We start from the raw sequence: 18,972 nt of genomic DNA on the forward strand, positions 1-18,972 counted from the left end.
GGCCTGCAATGGGGGACGGGGTGGCCCGTACACGCGAGGCCATGCTGCACATCCGCGCCGTGTCGAAGACCTATCCGAATGGGGTGCGTGCGCTCCAGGGCATCGACCTGACGATTGAGAGGGGACTCTTCGGTCTGCTCGGGCCGAACGGGGCGGGCAAGTCCACCCTGATGCGCATCCTGGCCACGCTCCAGCCGCCGGACGCGGGGCAGCTCACCTTCGACGGCGCCGACGTGCTCGCGGACCCGCGCGCGCACCGGAGGCACCTCGGGTATCTGCCGCAGGACTTCGGCGTGTACCCCGGCGTGTCGGCCAGCGAGTTGCTGGACCACCTGGGCGTGCTCAAGGGCCTGACGGACCGGCGCGCGCGGCGCGAGCAGGTGGACGCGCTGCTGCACCAGACGAACCTGTATGAGCACCGCAAGAAGGCCGTCAGCGGCTTCTCGGGAGGCATGCGGCAGCGCTTCGGGATTGCCCAGGCACTGCTGGGCGACCCGCGGATGCTCATCGTCGACGAGCCCACCGCGGGGCTGGATCCGGAGGAGCGCAACCGGTTCCACAACCTGCTGAGTGAAGTGGGCGAGAACGTCGTCGTGCTGCTGTCCACGCACATCGTCGAGGACGTGCGCCAGCTCTGTCCGCGCATGGCCATCCTGTCCGGAGGCCGCGTGCTGCGGGAAGGCGCGCCCGAGACGCTCGTCGCGGAGCTGGCCGGCCGCGTGTGGCGCAAGACGGTGGAGAAGCACGAGGTCGCCGGCCACCGCGCGTCCCGCTCCGTGCTGTCCACGCAGCTCTCCGGAGGGAAGACGGTGCTGCGCGTGTTGGCGGACGCGTCGCCGGGGCCGGGATTCGAGTCCGTGCCGGCGGACCTGGAAGACGTCTACTTCTCCGCCCTGTCGTCCGGGCCTCACGCGGTCTGAGGGGACGTCATGCTCGGCGAGGTGCTTCGCTTCGAGTGGCGCTACCAGACGCGCCAGCTTGCCTTCTTCGTGGCCGTCGCGGCCTTCGTGGGAATGGCCTTCGTGTTCGTCGGCACGGGCTACGGCCCGGACAACGTGCACGTCAACTCGCCGCACTCCGTCATGCAGTCGATGGGGCTGCTGTCGCTGTTCTCCATCTTCGTGCTCAGCTTCTTCTGCGCGAACGCGGCCCTGCGCGACAGCGAGCACAAGATGGAGGAGCTCGTCTACGCGACCTCCATCCACAAGCTCACGTACCTGTCCGCCCGATTCACGGGAGCGCTGCTGGCCGCGCTCGCGGTGTTCACGGTGGCCGCGCTGGGGCTGATGCTGGCGCCGAGGGTGTTGGCCGTGGACCCGGAGCGGCTCGGGGACACGGAGGTGCTTCGCTACGTGTGGGCGCTCGCGGTGATGGTGCTGCCCAACCTGGTCTTCGCGGCGTCACTGCTGTTCGCCATCTCCGCGCTGACGCGCAGCGCGCTGGCCAGCTACATCGGAGCCGTCTTCCTCTACGCGCTCTACTTCGTGGGCTCCATGTTGGGGGACTCGCCGCTGATGGCGGGGGCCGCGCCGCAGACGCCCGAGGCCATGGCGCGCGCCGCGCTGCTGGACCCGTTCGGCCTGTCCGCGTTCTTCACGCAGACGCGGTACTGGACAGAGCATGAGCGGAATACCCGCCTGCTCGGGCTGGAAGGCCCCTTCCTGCTGAACCGCCTGCTGTGGCTGGGCGTCTCGGCGTGTGTGCTGGGCTTCGTCTACCAGCGCTTCGCCTTCCGTGTGTCGCCCGGGTCGAAGACGGGCAGGGGAGGGACGAAGGAGGAGGCACCGCCAGGGACCGCGTACCGGCCGGTGGCGAGCGAGGGCAGTGCGGTTGCCCTCGCCTGGGCCGCGCTGAGGTCCGCGGTGCGGCTGGAGTCGCGGTACGTGTTGAAGAGCGGGGCCTTCCTGTCGCTGCTCGCGCTGTGGGTCGTCGTGGTGGGCATGGAGGTCGTCGCGGGCTCCACCCGCACGGAGTACGGCACGCACCTGCTGCCGACGACGGCGGTGCTGCTCCCGAACCTCCAGCAGACGCTGTCGCTCATCGGCACCCTCACGCTGGTCTACTTCGGCGCGGAGCTGGTCTGGCGCGAGCGCGTCGTCCGCATGAGCGAATTGGTCGACGCGACGCCGGTGTCCAGCGCCGTGCTCTACGTGTCCAAGCTGGCGGTGCTGGCCGTGCTGGTCGTCATGCTGGCCGCCTCGGCGGTGGGCATCGCGGTGCTGTTCCAGATCTCGCGCGGCTACTTCCACCTGGAGCCGGGGCTGTACCTGTCGCTCCTGTACTTCACGGGGCTGCCGCTGCTGCTGTTCGCGGTGGCGGTGCTGGGGCTCCAGACGCTGAGCCCGAACCGGTACGTGGGCATGTTCCTGGCTCTGCTCCTGGCGCTGGTCCTCCGTCAGGGCGGAGTGGTGGGACTGGAGCACGGCCTGCTGCGCTACGCGGGTGGGCCTCCGGTGCGGTACTCGGACATGAACGGCTTCGGCCCCGCTACCGCGTCCTTCTCCGCGTTCATGGTGTACTGGGGCGCGTTCGCGGGCCTGCTGGGACTCGTCACCTGCGGCCTGTGGCGGCGCGGCGTCAGTCCTCCGCTGCGGGCGCGTTTCGCGGCGCTGCCTCGTGTGTGGGGGCGGAGCGGAAGGGTGGGCGCGGCGGCCTGCCTGGGCGTGTTCATCGTGGCGGGAGGCTTCATCTTCCACGGCACGAACGTGCTGAACCTCTACGAGACGCGCTCGCAGCGCGCCGACTGGAAGGCGGACTACGAGAAGGCCTACCAGCGCTACGAGACGTTGGCGCAACCGAGCATCGTGGCGGTGAAGTCCAATGTCGACCTCTTCCCCCAGGAAGCGCGCTACCAGGCGGCCGGCACGTACCAGCTGGAGAACCGGACCTCGGAGCCCATCCAGACCATCTGGGTCTCCGTGCAGCGCGACGTGAGCCTGGCCGCGCTGAAGCTGGCGGGCGCGCGGCTGCACTCTCACGACGCCCGCTTCGGGATGTATGAGTTCCGGCTTGAGCACCCCATGCCGCCCGGTGCGCGGGCCGAGCTGACCTTCAAAGTCGATGTGGTGCGACGGGGCATCGACACTTCGGAGCCCGAGGACTCCATCGTCGAGAACGGCTCGTTCATCGCCAACGTGGAGGCGTTCCCCACCATCGGCTACCGCAAGGGCTACGAGCTCAAGGACGCGCGCGAGCGACGCAAGCGAGGCCTTCCCGAGACACCGGTGGTCGAAGCCATCGACGAGGGAGACCTGGGGCTCTCGGAGGAGGGCGGCCGGCAGCGCGCGTGGACCACGCTGGAGACGACGCTGTCGACGTCGGACGACCAGCTCGCGGTGGCGCCCGGTGCGCTGCGTAGGGAGTGGCGGGACGGCGGACGACGCTACTTCCACTACGTCATGGACCGGCCCACGGTGAACTGGTTCGCCTTCGTGTCCGCTTGCTACGCGGTGGCGAAGGTGAAGCATCAGGGCATCGACGTGGAGGTGTATTACCACCCTGAGCATGCGGCCAACGTGGCCCGGATGATGGCCGCGGCGACGCGCTCGCTGGAGGTCTTCGGCGCGCAGTTCGGTCCGTATCCGCACGCGCAGTTGCGCATCGTGGAGGTGCCTTCCTACTGGGGCTTCGGCGCGCTCGCGCTGTCGAACACCATCTACTACCCGGAGCACCGGGGCTTCGTGGCGGACCTGCGCGGCGCGGAGGGCGTGGACCTCATCACCCGGCGCATCGCGCACGAGGTGGCCCACCAGTGGTGGGGACACCAGGTGGACCCGGCGAACGGCCCGGGGGCATCCACCATCACCGAGTCGCTGGCGAAGTACTCCGAGCAGCTCGTGCTGAAGGCCACGTACGGCGAGCCGCACGTGCGCGGGGTGCTCGCCTTCGACCTGGACCGCTACCTGAGGGGCCGGGCCTCGGAGGACGGCGAAGAGCCGGCGCTCACCGGGGTGAAGGACCAGTCGTACCTCTACTACGGCAAGGGCGCGGTGGTGATGAACGCGCTGAGCGACCTGTTGGGCGAGGCGGCGGTGAACCGGGCGCTGCGAAGGCTCGTGAGTGAGCGCGCCTGGCCGAACGCGCAGCCGACGGCGCTCGACCTGGTGGCCGCGCTGCGTACCGAGGCGTCCGAGGCCCACCGTGCACTCATCGACCAGTGGATGAAGGAGGTCGTGCTCTACGACTTGAAGGTGGAGTCCGCGACGTACGAGCCGCTGGCGGACGGCCGCTACCGCGTCACCGCCCGGATTGCCGCGGCGAAGACGGCCCACCGTGGAAGTGAGGACGTCCCGCTGGAGCTGGACGAGGAGCTGGATGTCGGCGTGTTCGCCCAGCACCCGGAGGCCATGTCCGCGACGGAGTCCCCGCTGTACGCGGCGAAGCACCGCTTCACCGGTGCCTCGACGGAGGTCTCCGTCATCGTGAAGGAGCGGCCCGCCTACGTCGGCGTGGACCCGTTCCTGCGGCGGGTGGAGCTGGAGCGCTCGGACAACCTCCTGAAGCCCGTCACTCTCTCTGCTCCAGCTCGGTGAAGTGGCCCGCGTTCAGGTCCAGGTGCACGAGCTGGCAACAGGGCGAGCGGTACAGCCCTCGGGAAGGTGAGTGGTGATTCATGTCGCGGTGTGTCAAGGTCGATCCGCGAGGCTGCCATGACCCCACTCGAAGCGATGGATGTCCCGGCGTCCGTGCCGGAAACCCCGGTGGTTCCTCCAGCGCGAGCGAGCGGTGGCGGGGTGGAGTTCGCCATCGGCGTCCTCAACGGCGTTGTGGGGGACTACCTGCACCGGAGCGACAACGGGCTGGCCACGCCGATGGAGCTCTTCCACGACGGGCGCCCGCTGGCGCTCGACCGCGAATCGCTTCGTCGCGCGTATCCCCACTCGCGGGGGCGGCTGGCGCTCTGGGTCCACGGGCTCGCCGTCACCGAGGCCGTGTGGTCCTACCCTGAGGAGCCGGCGACGACATACGGCGCGCAGCTGGAGCGCGACCACGGCTTCACGCCGCTCTACCTCCGCTACAACACGGGCCTGCACATCTCCGACAACGGTGAGTCCCTGGCGCGGCTGCTGGAGGAACTCGTCGCCGCGTTCCCGGTGCCCGTCGAGGAGCTCGTCCTGGTGGGCTACAGCATGGGCGGGCTCGTGGTGCGCAGCGCATGCCACGTGGCCGCCGAGGCGGGCCAGGCGTGGCTGTCTCGCGTCCGCCGCGCCGTGTACATCGGCGTGCCCCACCTGGGCAGTCCGCTGGAGCGGGTGGGCAGCGCCGTCTCGTGGGTGCTGCGCAAGGTGCCGAATGCGTATACGCAGCTCATCGCGGACGTGGCGGACCTGCGCAGCAGTGGAGTGAAGGACCTGGGCGTCGCCCGTCTCCTGAAGCGGGACTGGGAAGGCGCGTCCCCGGACGTGCCTCTCCAGAGTCGCGCGCATCCCGTTCCGCTGCTCCCGGGAATCTCACACCACCTGGTCGTGGGTGCGCTGGCCGAGAAGGAGCGGCACCTCGTCTCCCTGCTGTTCGGAGATGGCGTCGTCCCGCTGACGAGCGCCGCGGGCAGGGCCGGGAACACGGTGCACGACCTCCTCGTTCCGCCGGAGCACGTGCGCGTCGTCCCGGGCGCGCACCACTTCGCGCTGGCGCACGACGCGCGCGTCTACGCGCAGCTCCAGTCCTGGTTCGAGGAGGTGTCCCCATGAAGCGCTGGCGCGGGCTGAAGTCCCTGGTGCAGGACGTGGTGGACAAGGGCGCGAAGGCCGTCGAGGGCGTCCACCGTCGCACCGCGGCGGTGCCCTTCCGGCTGCTGCGCCGGATTCGGCCACTGGACGCGCCCGTCCGCCGCATCCACGAGCTGCATGACCTGGCCCTGTCCACCTCCTACGCGATGGTGCGCCTGGTGACCCGCGTGGCCGGCAAGACGGTGGATGTCGCGCTCGACGTGGTGGAGAAGCGCTCGTCCCGCGCGCGCATCCGCGAGGTTCCGCCTCCGCCTTCGCTGCCGCCGTCCACGCCCTGAAGGCCGCGACGGCGCACCCGGGGTGCGAGAGGGCGGGCAGGCAGGCAGCGCTTCCCAGGCCGGGTGCTTCCAGTCCGTTCGCTCCAGCTCCACCTTCCTCGAAGGGGAGCGAGCACCATGGATTCGGAGGACCCGTCCGCAGAGCTGGGGGCCGCGAAGGTTCCGCTGGTCTCCGCCGAGCAGCAACAGAAGGTTCGCCGTACACAGCGAGGCAAGAAGCCCTCGCTGCTGGCCCGGGGTGACTTCCGGAGTGTCGACGAGCGGATGGCCGCGGGCCGGGCCCTGCGCAAGCGCTGTCCCCGGAGCGACCATGCCCTGTGGAAGCCCTTCCGGGGCCGGGAGCCGCTGGAGCAGCTCCGACTCACCGACTCGACACGGCTGCCGTGGCTCGTCCCCGTGCGCCACGAGCGCATGGCGGAGTCGAGCTTCGCCTTCCTCCGGGGCACGCCCTTCGTCATGGCGCGCGACTTGTCGCGCACACCGGTGAGCGGCCTTCGCAGCCAGATATGCGGAGACGCGCACCTGGCCAACTTCGGCCTCTTCGGTACGCCGGAGCGCCGCCTCATCTTCGACCTCAACGACTTCGACGAGACGCTGCCCGGCCCCTTCGAGTGGGACGTGAAGCGGCTGGCGGCCAGCTGCGTGGTGGCGGCGAGGCAGAACGGGCTCGGCAGTGGGAAGAGGGCGGCCCGCCACGCGGTGAGGGCCTACCGGCGGATGATGCGCGAGCTCGCCCCGCAGGGGCTGCTGGAGGTGTGGTCCCGGGGCGTGGACGCGGAGCAGCTCATGCGCGACTGCTCCAGTGCGGATGGGCTCGCGCAGCAGGCCGTGGAGAAGGCCCTGCGCCACACCAGTGCCCACGCGGTGGAGAAGCTCACCGAGGAGCGCGACGGCAAGCGGCATCTCGCGTACCAGCCTCCGCTGCTCTTCCCGCTCGCCTCGGTGAAGATGGGCATCTCCGCGGCGGAGCTGCGCCGGCGGATGAAGCGCCTGACGTTGGGCTACCTGTCCTCGCTGGACGGCGCCATGAGGGACCTCTGCCTGCGGTACCAGCAGCGCGAGTGGGGCTTCAAGGTGGTGGGCGTGGGCAGCGTGGGGCTCCAGGCCTACGTGGTGCTGTGCGAGGGCAACGGCGGAAATGATCCGCTGGTGCTCCAGGTGAAGGAGGCGCAGGCCTCCGTGCTGGAGCCCCACCTGGGCCCGAGCGGCTTCCGGAGCCACGGCGAGCGCGTGGTGGTGGGGCAGAAGCGGATGCAGGCCTTCTCGGACTTGTTCCTCGGGTGGACGGAGGTGGAGGGGATGGGCGCCTTCTACGTCCGGCAGTTGCGCGACATGAAGGGCTCGCTGGACGTGGAGAAGATGGAGCCGGACGTGTTCCTCGAGTACGCGGAGTCCTGCGGCGCCACGCTGGCCCGCGCCCACGCGCGCACGGGAGATGCCGCGGCCATTTCCGGCTACCTGGGCAGCGGACCTTGTTTCGAGGAAGCCGTGGCCGACTTCGCCTGCACCTACGCGGACCAGGTGGACGAGGACTACGGGCGCTTCATCGAAACGCCGGAAGCGGGGAAGCTGCACTGACAGACCACCCCCGGGAGGTTGTCGCGTCCTCGCGCCCCACCCGGTGGTTGTTCTTTCGCCGAGCCCCAACGAAGCGGGGTTGGACTCCGTTGTCGGCTACCCACCAGGACGCGGCGATTCCGCCTGGGCCTTCATCCCTGGTGCCTGCGTAGATACCTTGTGGACGGAGACGCGGACCGGACGATGCGAGGGCATCGGAGCGCCGCGGGTCGAGGACACACACACCATGCTGCGTGTGAAGACGTACATCGCCCAGTCAGGCATCCATGGCGTCGGTCTGTTCGCGGGTGAGCCCATTGCCAAGGGGGCGGTCGTCTGGGGGTTCGACCCGCCGGTGGACCAGCGCTTCACGCCGGACGACGTGAAGCAGATGCCGCCGATGATGAAGAGCTTCCTGTCCCGCTACGCGTACAGCGACCGGGGCACGCTGGTGCTGTGCGGTGACCACGCGCGCTTCATGAACCACTCGCCCCAGCCGAACTGCGGCAATGACCCGACCCGCCAGTACACCCTGGCGCTCCGGGACATCGCCCAGGGCGAGGAGCTGACCGACAACTACGTCACCATGGAAGACAGCTGGGAGCCGTTCGCCGGCATCATCGAGCCCGAGCGGATGTGAGCGGCGGGCGCGTGTGGCTTCACGCGCCCACGCTCAGGGCGTGGGCGCCGCCGTCGCGTCGGGCCCGCCGTCAGCGGGGGAGGGCGGGGCCTCCAGCACGTCCTCCACCTTCGCGGGCAGCTCCACCCACGTGGCGGACACCTCCAGTACGTCCGGCCCGGAGCCGCGCGCGTATACCGCGCCGGGCTTGTCCTTCACCTCGTTGCCCAGCCACAGCCGCGCCAGTTCCTTCCCGTCCGCGCCCTGGAGCACCGCGCCCCTCGACGCGTCGGAGATGCCGTACTTCGCCCAGCTCTTCGGCTTCGCCTCGCCGAAGGCCGACGCCTTGAAGGTGTCCAGCGAGCCCAGCACCGACGCCACCTTGAAGTGCTGCGCCTTGCCCTGCTTCGGGGACTCCACCTCCCACACCCCGGCGCCGCCGTCCGTGCCCGTCACGCGCGCCACGGCAATCGGCTCCGCGCCGCCGCCCGGGTGGAACACCAGGCGCTTCACGTCCTCGCGGCGGAAGGCCAGCACGCGCTTGTCCTTCAATTCCGGCACGCCCACGTCCAGCACGGCCAGCGCGCTCTCGGGCACCTCGCCCAGCAGCGACTGTGAGCCCTGCTCGCGCAGCGCATAGACCTTCGTCTCCCCGCCCTCCGTCACCTGGGACAGGCGCAGGCGCACCGGTTCGCCCGTGGCCGGCGTGAAGCGCGCGTCCACCACCGGCGCCTCCAGGCCCAGCTTCTGGCGCGCCTCCGCCGAGTCTGCCGGGAAGGACAGCGCCCGCTGCTCCTTCAGCGCCGTCAGCAGGTCCGCCACCTTCACCTCGTCCGCGCGCTCCGCCACCGGCTTCACCAGCCGCCACCCCGTCCCGCCCGTGTCGCGCGCCAGCAGGTACGCGTTCGCCTTCGCCTTCACCTCGATGCTCTGGAGCGAGGGCTCCTCCAGCGGCCCGAGGAACTCCTTCGTGCGCAACGCGAAGCTGTCCCTGTCCAGCGACCAGCGCACCGCACCCGGCGCGGCGTACACCTTCGGGTCCCCCTCGCGGCGCACGTAGACGGAGCCGTCGAAGGTGTTCTCGATGCCGCCGTGCAGCGTCACGGTGTGCTCCCGCGCCGGACTGCCCACGGACGCCGTCGCCGTCACGGAGAAGACGGGCGTCTTCAGCCCGTACTTCTCCAGGTCCGCGTCGGTGGGCGCCTCCTCCACGGTGGCGCTGAACTTCGACGAAGCCAGCGTGCTCGTCATCGCCTCCACCGCCGCCGTCTCCGCGCGGGCAGACACGGGGGAGGTGACTCGCCACGTGCCGTCCTTCTCGCGCGCCAGCTCCGTGGTGCCGCCGCTCGCCTTCACCGTGAGCTTCGTGAAGACGGGGGCGGGCGGAGCCTTGCCGTCCTCGTCCTTCGCGCCGGCCTCGGGGGCGGCGAAGAGCTGCTCCGACACCTGCTTGCGCTCGGCCTCGCGCGTGTCGGGCTCCTTCACGCCGTACCACGCGTAGAGGCCCAGGCCCGCCGCGGCGGCGGTGAGGGCGAGCAGCGCCACCAGGTTCTTCTGGGTCTGCTTCACTTGTTGCGCCTCGAGAGCCAGATGGCCAGCCCCATGCCCAGCAGCGACAGGGGGAGCAGGTCCGTGGAGACGAAGCGGATGCCGTCCATCGACGCCTCGTCCAGCTCCAGCGTGGACACCTCGCGGTCCGGCGGGCGGATGGTGATGCGCTGAATCTGGTTGGACGCCCAGCCCAGCGCGTTCATCACCAGGTTGCGGTTGGGCTCGTGCCCCCAGTTCGGGTCCAGGAGGAGCTCCGAGTCACCCACCACCACCAGCCGCGCCACGTCGAAGCGCTTGTCCTGCGCGTCACTCGTGACGCGTGTGGCGGCCACCGCCAGCGTGAGCTGGCCCGTCTTCTCGCCGTCGGAGGGCATGGCGTTCTCCTCCGGCTTCGTCTCCACCCAGCCGTACTGCGAGGTGAGCACCAGCGGATCCACCTTCACGCCCGGGACCAGGCCGAAGCGCAGCGCGGACAGGCTGCGCGGGGTGGGGAACTCGATGTTCAGCCCGCGCGCCTTCAGCGGCTTGACGATGTCGTGCTCGCTGTAGAAGGCCGACAGCACCACGTACGGGTTGCCGCTGTTGAACTGCGCGTCCGCGGCGATGCCGTCATCCACCTGCACGCCGTACTCGGCCAGCAGCGCGTCCAGGCCGTCCTCCAGCCCCGCGTCCGCGAAGTAGAGCAGCCGCCCACCCGTGGCGAGGTACTTCTGGAGTGCCTCCACCTCCGGCTTCGCGTACGGCGTGCGCGCCCCCGCGATGATGAGCACCGAGGCGTCCCTGGGCACCTCCGTCTTCCCCGCGAGGTTGAGCGCCTCCGGGGTGTAGCCCTCCTGCCGGAGCTGCCGCGTCAGCTCGGACAGGCTGGCGCCCGGGTCCGTGGGCGGCGCCTGCTCCTTCACCAGCGGCCACTCGCCGTGTCCGGTGACGAAGTAGACCTTCTGCGTCCCCACCGCGGCCAGCTTGATGAGGGCGTTGGTCAGCTCCTGCTCGGACAGCATGTTGAGCGTGGTGTGCGACTCGTTGGCGCCCTCGCCGCGCACCAGCACCACCGTCGCCTGGCCCTCCTTGAGCTGGTACTTCGCGGCCAGGTCCGGGCTGCGGCGCGGGTCCTTGAAGGCGTACTCGAACTTCTCCGGCGCCTGCGCGTGGTAGCGCTGGAACAGCTCGTCCAGCAGGCCGTAGTTCGGGTGCGAGGGCGGGATGAAGCCGAGGGCGCGCACCTTGTCCGGCAGCGCGGCCAGGGTGGACGTCGTCTGCGGCGCCAGCGTGTAGAGCTTCCCCTTCGTCAAATCCCAGGTCTGGTTCTTCTGGTGGGCGATGTAGTTCACCGCCACCAGGCCGGCCAGCACCACCAGCGCGGTGAGCACGGTGGTGGCGAAGAAGAAGCTCGACTTGCGCGAGGCGAACTGGCCGAACTGCTTGTAGTTGGTGGCGACGTACGCGCCGAGCAGCACCAACCCGAGGCCCGCCTTCACGCCGGCGGCCACGAGGCTGCCCGAGGTGACGAACAGCGTGAACGGGCTCGACAGCAGCAACAGGAGTCCGAAGGCTCCCAGCACCTTACCGATGTTGGACGCTTTCATGTCGGTTCAGGCCCAGCGCTGCGCTTCCACCGTGCGGTGGGTGAGCAGCAGAGAGAAGACGATGACGGAGGCGAAGAACACGAGCGACTGCACGTCCATCACCCCCTTGAGCATGTTCTGCAACTGCGCGTCGAAGGACAGATAGGACAGTACGGAGCGCAGTGGCTCCTCCACGGACTGCGCCACGCCGGACAGCAGCATCCACGGCAGCAGCACGGAGAAGGTGAGGAAGGCCGCCAGCATCTGGCTCTCCGTCAGCGCGGAGATGAACAGCCCCACCGCCATGCAGGTGGCGCCCCACACCAGCAGCCCGCCGTAGCCCAGCAGCACGGTGGACCACTCCAGCGCGGTGCCGGACTCCGCCTTGCCGAACGCGGACAGCAGCAGCGGGAAGACGATGGTGAGCCCCAGCGTGGCGGAGATGACGCCCAGCCCGCCCAGGTACTTGCCCACCACGATTTCGATGGGCCGCACCGGCGCCGTCATCAGCAGCTCGAAAGTCTTGTTGCGCTTCTCCTCGGCGAACAGCCGCATGGAGAGGAAGGGCGCCACGAAGAGGGTGATGATGAGGACGGTGCCCCACAGCTGCACGACCACGCCGTCGGTGAGGTTGCGGTAGACGCTGAAGTCCGGGGGCATCTGCTCCCAGCCCATCAGCCGCGCCATGTCCTGCACCTGTTTGAACTTCTGCAGCAGGTCCACGAAGAAGAACGACGAGAGCGCCACCATCGCCGTGAAGACCGCGTAGGCCCACGGCGTCGTGAAGTAGATGGACAGTTCCTTGCGGGCAATCGCCAGGGCGGTGCGCATGGATGGGTTCCTTGAAGGCGTGCGCCGCTCAGGCGGCGGTCAGCTTGATGAAGACTTCTTCCAGCGACGCGCTCTCCGCCTGGCCGTGGAGGCTGGCCAGCTTGCGGATCTCGTCGTAGGCGACAATCTTCCCCTGGTTGATGATGAGGGCCTTCTCGCACGTCATCGTCACCTCCGGGAGGATGTGCGTGGAGAGGATGACGGTGTGCTTGCCTGCAAGCCCCTTGATGAGGGCGCGGACCTCGGCGCGCTGCGCGGGGTCCAGGCCCTCGGTGGGCTCGTCGAGGATGAGCACCGGCGGCGAGCCGAGCAGCGCCTGGGCGATGCCGACGCGCTGCTTGTAGCCCTTGGAGAGGTTCTGGATGACGCGGTCCAGGACGTGCGACACGCCGGTGAGGCCGGCCACCCGCTCCACCTCTACCTTGAGGCCGCGGCCGGGCAGCCCCTTCAGGGACGCCACGAACTTGAGGTACCCGCGCACCGTCATCTCCGGGTAGAGCGGCGGCGTCTCCGGCAGGTAGCCGATGCGCCGCTTCACCTCCAGCGGCTGCTCGAAGACGTCGAAGCCTCCCACCCGGGCCGTGCCCGCCGACGGCGGCAGGAAGCCGGTGAGAATCTTCATGGTGGTGGACTTGCCGGCGCCATTGGGGCCGAGGAAGCCGAGAATCTCACCCTCTTCGACACTGAAGGTGAGGTCCTCCACGGCCACCCTGTCGCGGTAGCGCTTGGTGAGGTGCTGCACCTCGATCATCGGCATGGGAAGGCTCACGTGAAGAGGCGAGCCACCCAGGGCCGCCGGCCGTTGAGCGTGCTCGCCTGACGGTCTCGGAAAAAGGCGCGCGGATATAAAAGCGACTTTCGCCCGTCAAGGCGAGTTCCCGTACTCCGGGAGCGGGCTTGCCTGCTGGCCGGACTCCTGCAACAGGGGTCTCCGGTGCGGTTCTCCGGACACGCCGAACAGGGGTAGTGAGGCGTCTATGCCAATCGTGGTGCAGAAGTACGGCGGCTCCTCGGTCGCCGACGTGGAGAAGATTCGCAAGGTGGCCGGGCGCGTGAAGGACAAGCGCGACTCGGGCTACCAGGTGGTGGTGGTGGTGAGCGCCATGGGCGACACCACGGACGAGCTGCTGGCCCTGGCCAAGGGCGTGTCCGTGGACCCGCCCCGGCGCGAATTGGACATGCTGCTGACGTGTGGCGAGCGCATCTCCATGGCGCTGTTGTCCATGGCCCTCCAGGAGATGGGGGTGCCGGCCATCAGCTTCACCGGCAGTCAGAGCGGCATCATCACCAACGACGCGCACGCGCAGGCCCGCATCGTCGAGGTGCGGCCGTACCGCATCCACGACGAGCTGGCGCGCGGCAAGGTGGTCATCGTCGCGGGCTACCAGGGCGTGTCCTTCAAGAAGGAAGTGACGACGCTGGGGCGCGGCGGCTCGGACACGACGGCGGTAGCACTGGCGGCCGCGCTGGACGCGGAGGCGTGTGAAATCCTCTCCGACGTGGACGGCGTCTTCAGCGCGGACCCTCGCGTGGTTCCGGACGCGCGCAAGCTGGAGTCGCTGAGCTACGACGAGATGCAGGAGCTGGCGAGCGCGGGCGCCAAGGTGCTCAACGCGCAGGCGGTGGAGTGGGCCAAGGCCAGCGGCATCGCCATCCTCGCGCGCACCGCGCACGGGCAGGGGACGGGCACGGTGGTGCAGGAGCTGTCCGTCCCCACCGACAACCGGGTGAAGGGCGTCACCGCCGAGCCGGAGATGGCGGTGCTGTCCGCCAGCGAACAGGTGCGGCTGGAGGCGCTGCTGGAGTTCCTGGATGCCAGAGGGGTGCGCGGCCGGACGCTCGGCTTCGACGGGCCCGCGGACGGTGCGAGGCACACCGCCATCGCCGTGCCGCTGGCGGACATCCACGGGACGGACGCGCTGCGAAAGGACCTGGCCACGCGCTTCGGCGAGGCGGTGTCGTGGCGCGAGGACCTGGGCACCGTCACCTGTGTCGGGGTGGGGCTGAACGCGGACTGGGTGCCGCTGCGGCGCGCGCTGGCGGCGGCGGAGGAATTGGGAGCGCGGGTGTACGCCGTCCACACCTCGCCGCTGCAGCTGACGTTGCTGGTGGACAAGACGCACCTGAAGGAGCTGACGGCCCGGGTGCACCGGGAGCTCCTCGGCGGGTAGGCCTCTTCCCACATGCGGACACGCCGGGGGTGGATTGTTGATCCATGCGGCTCCGGCGTGGCACCCCGCTTCCCTCCGGTGGGTTCGTGCCTACCCTCGCGTCCTGAACACCGTGAGGTGGAGGACGGGATGGCACGGGGAAGCCGGTGGTGGATGGTGGCGGGCGGACTGACCCTCCTGTTCGCGTGGGGCGGCTGCCAGGAGCAGCCCACGCCCGAGCGGCCGGACCTGGGGGACCGCCATGACGAGCCCCCCCTGGAGGACGGCCACGACGGGGGCGACGGCGGCTTCCACCCCGGCATCATCGACGCAGGCAGCGACGGCGGCGAGGCCGGGCCCGACGGCGGCGTGGAGGAGCCGGACGCCGGCCCCCTCCCGGAGCCTCCGCCGCGCGACGCGGACGCGGTGCGCAAGGAGAACCAGCGCCCCGGGACGACGGCGTGGCGCATCAACCGCGACGCGGGCGACCGGGTGGCCAACTCCCGCGAGATTGAGGGCTACGCGCTCGAGACCACGCTGAAGCAGGGCGACACGCTGCGCGTGGCGGTGTCCCTCTCCTCGGCGAAGAGCTACCGCTGGGTGGTGTACCGGCTGGGCCACTACGGCGGGGCGGGAGGCCGCGAGGTGGCGCGCGGCGGCCCGCTGCAGGGCGTGAAGCAGGCCGAGTGCCCGACCGACCTGGACACCGGGATGACTGCGTGCACCTGGGCGCCGTCCCTGGAGATTCCCATTGGCGGTGACTGGGTGCGCGGCGCGTACGTGGTGAAGCTGATTCGCGACGACCGCTACCAGCGCTACGTGCCCTTCTTCGTGCGCGACGCGAACCCGCGCGCGGAGGTGGCGGTGCTGATTCCCACCGCGACGTGGGCCGCCTACAACACGTGGGGCGGCACCAGCCTCTACGACGACAAGTTCCAGGTGATGAAGCCGCACGGCGTCAGCCGCGCCTTCCGCTCGTCCTACGACAGGCCCTACCACCGGGGGCAGGGCACCGGGCACCTGCTGACGGACGACATCAGCCTCGTGCAGTGGCTGGAGGCGCAGGGGCTGGACGTGGGCTACTTCACCGACGAGGACCTGGACGCCAGCTACGACTTCGTGGCGGGAGCGAAGGCGCTCATCCTCTCCGGGCACGACGAGTACTGGTCCTCGCGGGACAGGGACCATGCGGACCGGGCGCTGGCGGAAGGGCGCTCGCTGCTCAACCTGGGCGCTAACAACGCGTACTGGCAGGTGCGGCTGGAGCCGGCGGCGGACGGGCGGTCGCGCCGCATCGTCACCTGCTACAAGGGCCACGAGGATGACCCGTTCAAGGACTCGCGCCGCACGGCGAAGTTCAGGGATTTGCCGCAGAAGCGTCCGGAGAACGCGCTGCTCGGCGTGCAGTTCGCCGCCCGCTGGCACCAGTTCGGCTTCCCCGCCGTCATCACCGCGCCTGGCCACTGGGCGCTGGCGGGCACGGGGCTGAAGGCCGGTGACACGCTGTGGATGGCCAACGGCTACGAGCTGGACCAGCTCGTGGACAACGGCGTCACGCCGCACGGCGTGGAAGTGCTGGCGGAGTCCCCGGCGCTGTCGCTCCAGGGGGCCTTCGGGTTCGGCCACATGGTGGTGCGCAAGCAGGGGAGCGCGTACGTCTTCTCCGCGGGTGGCATCGACTTCGTGCGCACGCTGGCCACGGAGGACATGGCGGACCCGCGCGCCGCGCGCATCGTCGCCAACGTCCTCTACAAGGCGCTGGGCCGGCCGGTGCCGGACGCGCTGGTGGAGTTCCAGCGCAAGAATGACACCTCGGCCGAGGGGCCCTTCTCTCCGTCCGTCCAGACGGTGGCGGGGCAGCCCGGGAAGCGTCCCCGCGCGGGGGCGTCGGTGGCCTCGGACGCGCTCGGCGCGCCGGTGGCGGTGACGGTGCTGCCGGACGGCGGGTGGGCGGTGGCCGACGCGGTGGCCAACGCGGTGAAGCGCGTGTCGGCGGACGGCACGGTGCGCACGGTGCTCACGGGATTGAACGGGCCCATGGGCATCGCCGCGGACGCCACGGGCAACATCTACGTCGCGGACTCGGATGCGCACGTCATCCGCCGCATCCCCGCGGACGGAGGGAAGGCGGAGGTGTTCGCCGGGACGACGCCGGGCATGCAGGACGGGCCCGCGAGGGGCGCGGCCTTCAACCAGCCCGCGGGGCTGGCGCTCACGCCGGACGGCACCGCGCTGCTGGTGGCGGACCTGAACAACGGCGTGATTCGCCGCATCGACCTGGTGGCGCTCGGCAACCCGGTGACGACGCTGCAGGGCGAGTGGATGTACCGGCCGTCCGCGGTGGCGGTGTCGGCGGACGGCAACACCCTGTACGTGGTGGAGACGGGCATGGCGCGCGTGCTGCGCATCCGCGGAGGCGTCACGTCCGTGGTGGCGGGCACCACGCCGGGCTTCAAGGACGGGAAGCCGGAGACGGCGCAGTTCCTGCCGTACCTGGGCGTGGCGGTGCTGCCGGACGGCTCGCTGGCGGTGTCGGACCCGGGCAACTACCGCGTGCGGCGCATCCTCTTCGCCGAGGACGGCTCGCCGCGCGAGGTGACGACGATGGCGGGCAGCGGACGCTACGGGAATGCCGACGGCCCAGGGGAGCACGCGAGCTTCGTGCTCCCGGCGGGCCTGGCGGTGGGGCCGGATGGGCGCCTCTACGTGGCGGACTCCGGCAACGGGCTGGTGCGCGCCATTGCGCAGTGCGCGCGGTAGCCCACGGACGCGGCGGTGAAGGCCCGGGGGCTCCAGCCTCCGGGTCCGTTTTGACTGCGGGCGGTCTGGATTCCAGGCCTCTCCGGGCCCTTCAGGGTGCCTGTATTGTTTTAAAGTCATCATTGGTGGTCTGCTGAGAGGGCGTACGACGGCCCTCGGCGCGGCGCTGACCCCGTGAGGGGTTGGCGGAGACTGCCCATGATGATGCGAGCAAAGTTCCTGCTGTTTGCTACAGCCGCGGTCGGGCTCGTGGTGTTGATGGGAGGCGCGCTCGTCCTGGGCTCGTTCCAGGGGCGGCGCTCGCAGGAACGGGCCCTCGCCGCCGATGAGCAGGGGATGATGCTCGGCGACCTGCGCCTGGAGTCCATCCGCTACGTGCAAGCGGTGCGAGACGCCATCGAGACCCGGCAGGCCATGGACGGCGCCCGGGACGAGGCCTTGCGGCGAGTGGACGCCTCCTTCGAACGCATGCGGCGGCTGGCGGACCAGGAGGAGGCGGCGGGAGGCGTGTCTTCCGACGCCGAGAACGCGCGGCTGGAGCGCCTGCATGAGGTCCTGCGCCGCTGGCTGGTGGACACGATGGAGCGTGCGCGCGAGGTGCAGCCCGAGGCGGAGGTGCGATTCCTCAACGAGGCCCGCGGTGCGTACCTTCGCGACGTGGAGCCGCTGCTGTCGCAGGCGCTGCAGGGCGAAGCGGCCGAGAGGGCCGACATCCTGCGCGAGACGGGACAGACGTTCCGGGCCGCGGAGGTGCTGGGCGTGGGACTTCCCCTCGTCGCGCTGCTCGTCATGGGCGGGTTGGCGTGGACGATGCTCGTGCCGCTCCAGCGCACCCTGCGGGACTTCCTCGCGAGCGCGGAGCGCGTGGGCCGGGGCGACTTCGAGCAGCTGCTGCCCGAGGAACGGAAGGATGAGTATGGCCTGCTCGCGCGGGCCTTCAACCGCATGGCGCGTCAGCTGCGCGAGCTCATCGAGGAGCGGCAGCGCCGGGCGCGCGAGGACGCGGAGGCCTCCGAGCGGGAGACGCGCCGCAACAACACGCTGCTGGAGGCGACGGTCCGTGAGCGGACGGCGGAGCTGGAGCATGCGAACACGCGGCTGACGGAGAGCCTGCGGCAGCTCCAGGCCACGCAGGCGCAGCTGTTGTTGGCGGACCGGCTGGCCTCGGTGGGGCAGCTCGCGGCCGGCATCGGGCACGAAATCAACAACCCCCTGGCCTTCATCATCAGCAACCTGGAGTACGTGCAGGAGGAGCTGCGCCTGCAGGACGGAGGCGTGGAGCGCTCGCGCACGGAGGTGCGGCTGGCCTTGTCGGAGGCGAGGGAAGGGGCGGAGCGGGTGCGCCTCATCGTCCGCGAGCTGAGGAACCTGGCGCGTCCGGACAGCCTGGAGTCCGGGCCGGTGGACCTGAAGGCGGTGGTGCGCAGCGCGGAGAAGATGGCCATCCACCTCATCCGCCCGCGCGCGAGGCTCGTGCTGGACGTGGACGACGCGCCGCTCGTGCATGGAAACGGGGCGCGGCTGTGCCAGGTGGTGCTCAACCTGCTGCTCAACGCGGCGCATGCCATCGAGCCGGGCGGAGGGCAGCGCCACACCATTCGCGTGAGCGCGCGGGCGCAGGAAGCGCAGACGGTGCTGGTGGAGGTGGAGGACACCGGCTGCGGGATTCCGCCGGAGGACCTCGGCCGCATCTTCGACCCGTTCTTCTCCACGCGGCCGGTGGGGACGGGGACGGGGCTCGGGCTGGCGGTGTGCCACGGCATCGTCGCGTCCCATGGCGGCGAAATCTCCGTGGTGAGCGAGGTGGGGAAGGGCACCACGGTCCGCGTGAAGCTGCCGGTGTCCGCCGAGGGCGCGCGCGCGGCGCCTCTGGAACGGGAGTCGCAGGCCCCCGCGCTGCTCGAGCGGCAGGCGTCCTAGGGCATCGCGAGG

Annotated in this window: 13 protein-coding genes; 9 read left to right on the forward strand and 4 right to left on the reverse strand. The window is 70.3% G+C overall.

Features of this window, described 5'->3' with window-relative positions:
• Window positions 1-20: 20 nt before the first annotated feature.
• The 6 genes from G4D86_RS35365 (at window position 21) to G4D86_RS35390 (ending at window position 8,204) form a co-directional block, all read left to right on the forward strand.
• Window positions 21-920, forward strand: a complete 900-nt coding sequence (locus G4D86_RS35365) for an ABC transporter ATP-binding protein (protein ID WP_338050629.1) — start codon at window positions 21-23, stop codon at window positions 918-920.
• Between the two features lie 9 nt (window positions 921-929).
• Window positions 930-4,532: an ABC transporter permease/M1 family aminopeptidase gene (locus tag G4D86_RS35370; RefSeq protein ID WP_163998527.1), complete on the forward strand. Its 3,603-nt coding sequence runs from the start codon at window positions 930-932 to the stop codon at window positions 4,530-4,532.
• A gap of 117 nt (window positions 4,533-4,649) precedes the next feature.
• Window positions 4,650-5,690, forward strand: a complete 1,041-nt coding sequence (locus G4D86_RS35375; protein WP_240360637.1) for an esterase/lipase family protein — start codon at window positions 4,650-4,652, stop codon at window positions 5,688-5,690.
• The gene (locus G4D86_RS35380) at window positions 5,687-6,007 is read left to right on the forward strand and encodes a hypothetical protein (protein ID WP_163998528.1); all 321 of its coding nucleotides are present in this window, start codon (window positions 5,687-5,689) and stop codon (window positions 6,005-6,007) included. Before G4D86_RS35375 ends, G4D86_RS35380 begins: the two co-directional genes overlap by 4 nt.
• Before the next feature lie 117 nt (window positions 6,008-6,124).
• Window positions 6,125-7,585, forward strand: coding sequence for a DUF2252 domain-containing protein (locus tag G4D86_RS35385; protein ID WP_205519982.1), 1,461 nt, complete (start codon window positions 6,125-6,127; stop codon window positions 7,583-7,585).
• Between the two features lie 226 nt (window positions 7,586-7,811).
• Window positions 7,812-8,204 carry an SET domain-containing protein gene (locus G4D86_RS35390; RefSeq protein WP_163998529.1) on the forward strand — a complete coding sequence of 131 codons (393 nt, stop codon included), beginning with the start codon at window positions 7,812-7,814 and terminating at the stop codon, window positions 8,202-8,204.
• A 33-nt stretch (window positions 8,205-8,237) separates the two neighbouring features.
• Here G4D86_RS35390 and G4D86_RS35395 read toward each other — a convergent pair whose 3' ends face one another.
• From G4D86_RS35395 to G4D86_RS35410, 4 genes are read right to left on the reverse strand one after another with little or no spacing between them, the layout of a single operon-like run.
• Window positions 8,238-9,752, reverse strand: a complete 1,515-nt coding sequence (locus G4D86_RS35395; RefSeq protein ID WP_163998530.1) for a DUF4340 domain-containing protein — start codon at window positions 9,750-9,752, stop codon at window positions 8,238-8,240.
• The gene (locus tag G4D86_RS35400) at window positions 9,749-11,320 is read right to left on the reverse strand and encodes a GldG family protein (protein ID WP_163998531.1); all 1,572 of its coding nucleotides are present in this window, start codon (window positions 11,318-11,320) and stop codon (window positions 9,749-9,751) included. The genes G4D86_RS35395 and G4D86_RS35400 overlap by 4 nt, the downstream gene beginning before the upstream one ends.
• A gap of 6 nt (window positions 11,321-11,326) precedes the next feature.
• Window positions 11,327-12,130, reverse strand: a complete 804-nt coding sequence (locus G4D86_RS35405; protein ID WP_163998532.1) for an ABC transporter permease — start codon at window positions 12,128-12,130, stop codon at window positions 11,327-11,329.
• A 28-nt stretch (window positions 12,131-12,158) separates the two neighbouring features.
• Complete coding sequence (locus G4D86_RS35410) at window positions 12,159-12,881, reverse strand: ABC transporter ATP-binding protein (protein ID WP_163998569.1); 723 nt, start codon at window positions 12,879-12,881, stop codon at window positions 12,159-12,161.
• 226 nt (window positions 12,882-13,107) lie between these two features.
• Between G4D86_RS35410 and G4D86_RS35415 the strand changes: the two genes are divergently transcribed.
• From G4D86_RS35415 to G4D86_RS35425, 3 genes are all read left to right on the forward strand, one after another.
• Window positions 13,108-14,301 carry an aspartate kinase gene (locus G4D86_RS35415; RefSeq protein WP_163998533.1) on the forward strand — a complete coding sequence of 398 codons (1,194 nt, stop codon included), beginning with the start codon at window positions 13,108-13,110 and terminating at the stop codon, window positions 14,299-14,301.
• 129 nt (window positions 14,302-14,430) lie between these two features.
• Window positions 14,431-17,040 carry a N,N-dimethylformamidase beta subunit family domain-containing protein gene (locus G4D86_RS35420; RefSeq protein ID WP_163998534.1) on the forward strand — a complete coding sequence of 870 codons (2,610 nt, stop codon included), beginning with the start codon at window positions 14,431-14,433 and terminating at the stop codon, window positions 17,038-17,040.
• Between the two features lie 198 nt (window positions 17,041-17,238).
• Window positions 17,239-18,960, forward strand: coding sequence for a sensor histidine kinase (locus G4D86_RS35425; protein ID WP_163998535.1), 1,722 nt, complete (start codon window positions 17,239-17,241; stop codon window positions 18,958-18,960).
• Window positions 18,961-18,972 lie beyond the last annotated feature (12 nt).

This window comes from Pyxidicoccus caerfyrddinensis (genome assembly GCF_010894405.1).
Taxonomy (GTDB): Bacteria; Myxococcota; Myxococcia; order Myxococcales; family Myxococcaceae; genus Myxococcus; species Myxococcus caerfyrddinensis.